This is a genomic window from Bacillus fungorum, from assembly GCF_002746455.1.
GTDB classification, from domain to species: Bacteria; Bacillota; Bacilli; order Bacillales; family Bacillaceae_G; genus Bacillus_A; species Bacillus_A fungorum.
Map to the genome: position 1 here is coordinate 1 of NZ_NWUW01000078.1, position 4,139 is coordinate 4,139.

A 4,139-nucleotide genomic window follows, 5' to 3' on the forward strand; every position below is an offset into this window, starting at 1 on the left:
CAAGTCGATTAAAAATGTGCATAGCAAAATAAGCTATATATACACTAATCGGCTCAAAGAAGCCCTTTCATAAATGAAACAAGACGCAACTTGCTTCTACAACTCAACCACAACACAATAAGGTGTGGGAATAAACGGAATCAATTAAACATTAAATATACCTTTATATTAATCAATTCACATCTAAATTTCAATAACTTTATGTACCTTGCAAGAATGAACTTGTTTATTTTACTTTTTTGTAAAATAATGTATAATAAAATTACCCTACATGAGATATTGAGTCATATCTCATTCGTCATTTAATAAGGCCTATATAAAAAAATAAGGCCTTATTTCTTATTCTTCCTTTCAAAATCTCCTTATCTTCTATCTGTTTCCCCTATATTTACTATTAACTGAAGTTATATACTTTTGCATTTTAATTTAAAGCAATCCATTCGTAGCTTTCCCATTCTTTTGGTTTCTTATCATACTTAATACGACCAGTCGTACAGAATGAAGCAATCATCCATTGTATAAGGTTCATCTTTGCATACGGATCAACACATTCCTCTATTTTTTTCAATTGATATCCGGTACTATTTTTCTGCCAAATTGTATATAAACGAAAATGAGTTGTCGTAACAAGTCTAGCTTTTGTTGTAACTTGCCATTTTGCAATTTTTGTTAAATCTTCTTTTACTTTTCTTTCATACTCTTGTTTCACTACCTTATAACTCTTCTCTTTATTAATTAATCCATTAGAAAATGAAAGAGGCATTTGATGCACCTCATAGACAGTTCCTTCTTCATCTCCTAAAATGTTTGATTCTACTAGAAATATATTTTTTAATTTTAACTGTTCTGTTAATTCTTTTCCGTTTCGATAAAATGGCTTTTTTATCTTCTGCAGTAAGATAACCTGCACGATTAATCCAATCAGTAAAGGATATGCCAATACAAACACCATATTAATAAACAGGTTTAGAATAAGAACTCCTATAAGCACAAATATTGTAAAGTAAATATTTGTTTCTCTTTGATGAATGATTCTACTGTTCAAGCCAAGATACCTCCGTTTTGATAGATAGTAAACGCAACATACACAAGTGCTCCTAATAAAATAGAACAAGCCCCTGGAAAGCTCTGTATCAGCTGTATTTCTTTCTTGGGTAGTTTTGCACCAAAGATAGATGCAGCATGCTCTAATTGATCTTTAATCGCTCCAACAAACCCTAAAATTTTAATTAATCGATACACACTAGCAATCCAAAAGAATAGTAAATGGAAAGCTGTTAATGTAATAGCGGTAAGGATAGCTGATTCTTCTACTACATTACTAACATATAAAGCTACCACCACAAGCATTTTCGTATCACCAGGTGAAGAAAATTTAAATGTCTCCAATAATAAACCACACGCTAAGGCCATGACTAGGACAATCGCAATCTCTTTCCCTGTTCTTATTCCAGCAAAATACGTAATTCCTATACCCACAATTAAGAATAGTAGATGCCATATATTTTTCGTTTTTCTATATTTCAAATCAGTAACTACATTTAGGAACATATAGCTTAGTAATAACCCCATGATATACAGACTCATTTTCTTTACTCCTCTTTTAATTTCATAAAAATACTGTTTAAAAAAGGGAACCACTTTTAGAGTAGCCCCCTCGTTTATTTTCACATTTATTTTTTGTTCCAAGAATCTACATCCGCATTGCTTGATGCTTTTGTGAATCTTGCCAGGATCGTATCATAACCACCTTGGATTGCTTTCCATACAAACGGGCCAATTACTAATACGATAATGACCGCCAAGGCAATTAACATACCGTTTTCTGATGATAACTGTGAATCCTCATTTTTTAACCAATTCTTCATTTTTGCTAACATTGCATTTCGTCTCCTTTATATATCAATTTTAAGAATTTACTAAAATAAGAACTTATCTATTTAAATCTTTTATTACTTATTCCAAGAATTTACGTCTGCATTGCTTGATGCTTTTGTGAATCTTGCCAGGATCGTATCATAACCACCTTGGATTGCTTTCCATACAAACGGGCCAATTACTAATACGATAATGACCGCCAGGGCAATTAACATACCGTTTTCTGATGATAGTTGTGAATCCTCATTTTTTAACCAATTCTTCATTTTTGCTAACATTTCAATTATCTCCTTTATATATCAATTTTAGGAATCTACCAAGATAACAATTTACCTATTTAAAGCCTTTATTTCTTGTTCCAAGAATCAACATCTGCATTGCTTGATGCTTTCGTGAATCGAGCTAGAATCGTATCATACCCGCCTTGAATTGCTTTCCATACAAACGGGCCAATCACTAATACAATAATTACCGCCAAAGCGATTAACATTCCGTTTTCTGATGATAACTGTGAGTCTTCATTTTTTAACCAATTCTTCATTTTTGTTAACATGTGTATTGCTCCTCTTCTTATTCAATTTTGGGTACTAGCTTCTTATATACTTGCAAATCCTTGCATTAAGGATTGAATAACAATAACCATTGGATAAATTACAATACAACCAATAACGGCAACGTTAAATTTATTCATTTCCATTGGCTTATTTTGAATGAGACGGTTATAGTTCTCATGTTTTAATTCACGCATCATTTTAATTTGTGCGTCCATAATACGAAGACTTTGTACCTTGTCCGTTTTTTGTGCCTGTTGCAACGCAATCGTAAAGGTATTGACTTCTGGACTATTCAAAGCTGCTGCAAAGTTTCGAAATGGTTGATCCGAACCAGCATACATTTCTAATTCCGCAGTAAGTGTAGATACATACGGTCGAAGGTGTCTCCCAGCATATATCTGCGCCTTTTTTACCGCTTCTAATGTTGTATGCGTTTTTAACAACTGCAGCATTGGAATTAGATACTCTGGTAATTCGAACTTCCTAGCTTCTATCGCCTGCTTGATTCTTCTCTTTAATAGATAATCAGGATAGAAATAAAGCAGTGGTGAAATCAAAACACCCACTTTAAATAAGTAGTAATCATGAAATACCGTACATATCAAGAAAACCGAGGTGAAAATGATGGGATACGCAACCTTCATTTTCAAATATTCTTCTGGTTTCGTATCCAAACCAGCTTCTTCTAATTTCTTCTGGATCTGCTCTTTCTTTTCTTCTGTCAGATACTTATGTGATAATGACTGGAAGGGAGCAAGCATCATTTGATTTAAATTCTTTTTTTCAATTCGTTTTGCATTTTCTACATAGTTTGTAAGTAGGCTACCACTATCTTTTTTACTTTGTAGAAAGGTAGAGAATACCCAATACATGACAACGAATACCACTACAGCTAAAATCGCAGCCACTTTATTCCCCTCTTTCTGTTGGATTATAATTTGCAATCTTTTCTACACGGGTTGCTAAGAAAAAGACAATGAACATATTTACCGCTAATGCGATTTTCCCCATCATAGAACCTGCTAAAAATCCATATGCTTCTTTTGACATCAACATAATCACAATCGGCATGGCAATGACGATTAAGCAGTTCTGTACAAAGGCACGTTGTGCTTGCGACAAACTAGAGCGCAATCTTGCCAGGTATAGCTTTTGTTTTTCAAAATCTTCTGCAATATCTAGTAAGACTTGCACTGAATTTGCTCCACCTTCTCGGCTACACACTTCCAACATTTCATGGAAAAATACCAATTCTCTAAAGTTAAAGGTTTCATTGAATCCTCTAAATGCACGGTGCATGGTGGTTCCACCTTCTAATAAAAGAGAAACTTTTTCTATTTCTTCTTGAATGCTTTCATGCATCATTGGGTTAACCTGAACTAACACCCGTTTTGCGTTATTACTAATTTGAAGTGCATTCGCTACAGCCTTCATATAGATAGAAAGACGATCAATGACAACCAAGTAGTAACGTTTTTTTCTTCGATAGAGAAGAAATCTTGGAACTAAAAATCCACATAAAACGGAAATCAGTGTAAAAGGATCTCTTCCAAAAGAAAAATAGAATACTGCTGCAATACTCATTCCGGAAAGAATTACATATACCCAGTACATACTTTTCGTCAATTTCCACTCGTACTTTTGGGCTTCTTGAATAATGGATTGTGGTAGATACATTCGAATCCCTTTGATATTCCTTAATTCCAA

7 protein-coding genes are annotated in these 4,139 nt (G+C 33.6%); all 7 read right to left on the reverse strand.

Annotated elements, in window-relative coordinates; translation table 11 throughout:
* Positions 1-421: 421 nt before the first annotated feature.
* On the reverse strand, positions 422-1,045 hold the full coding sequence (locus CO726_RS30395) for a hypothetical protein (RefSeq protein ID WP_099686772.1): 624 nt from the start codon (positions 1,043-1,045) through the stop codon (positions 422-424).
* Positions 1,042-1,587, reverse strand: a complete 546-nt coding sequence (locus CO726_RS30400; RefSeq protein ID WP_099686775.1) for a hypothetical protein — start codon at positions 1,585-1,587, stop codon at positions 1,042-1,044. The genes CO726_RS30395 and CO726_RS30400 overlap by 4 nt, the downstream gene beginning before the upstream one ends.
* An 86-nt stretch (positions 1,588-1,673) precedes the next feature.
* On the reverse strand, positions 1,674-1,880 hold the full coding sequence (locus CO726_RS30405; RefSeq protein ID WP_000879954.1) for a hypothetical protein: 207 nt from the start codon (positions 1,878-1,880) through the stop codon (positions 1,674-1,676).
* A 72-nt stretch (positions 1,881-1,952) separates the two neighbouring features.
* Positions 1,953-2,156, reverse strand: coding sequence for a hypothetical protein (locus tag CO726_RS30410; protein WP_000879955.1), 204 nt, complete (start codon positions 2,154-2,156; stop codon positions 1,953-1,955).
* A 68-nt stretch (positions 2,157-2,224) separates the two neighbouring features.
* Positions 2,225-2,431: a hypothetical protein gene (locus CO726_RS30415; protein WP_002166806.1), complete on the reverse strand. Its 207-nt coding sequence runs from the start codon at positions 2,429-2,431 to the stop codon at positions 2,225-2,227.
* A 42-nt stretch (positions 2,432-2,473) separates the two neighbouring features.
* Positions 2,474-3,340 carry a hypothetical protein gene (locus CO726_RS30420; RefSeq protein ID WP_099686773.1) on the reverse strand — a complete coding sequence of 289 codons (867 nt, stop codon included), beginning with the start codon at positions 3,338-3,340 and terminating at the stop codon, positions 2,474-2,476.
* Between the two features lies 1 nt (position 3,341).
* The coding region (locus CO726_RS30425) for a type II secretion system F family protein (RefSeq protein ID WP_099686774.1) at positions 3,342-4,139 on the reverse strand (798 nt) is incomplete at its 5' end.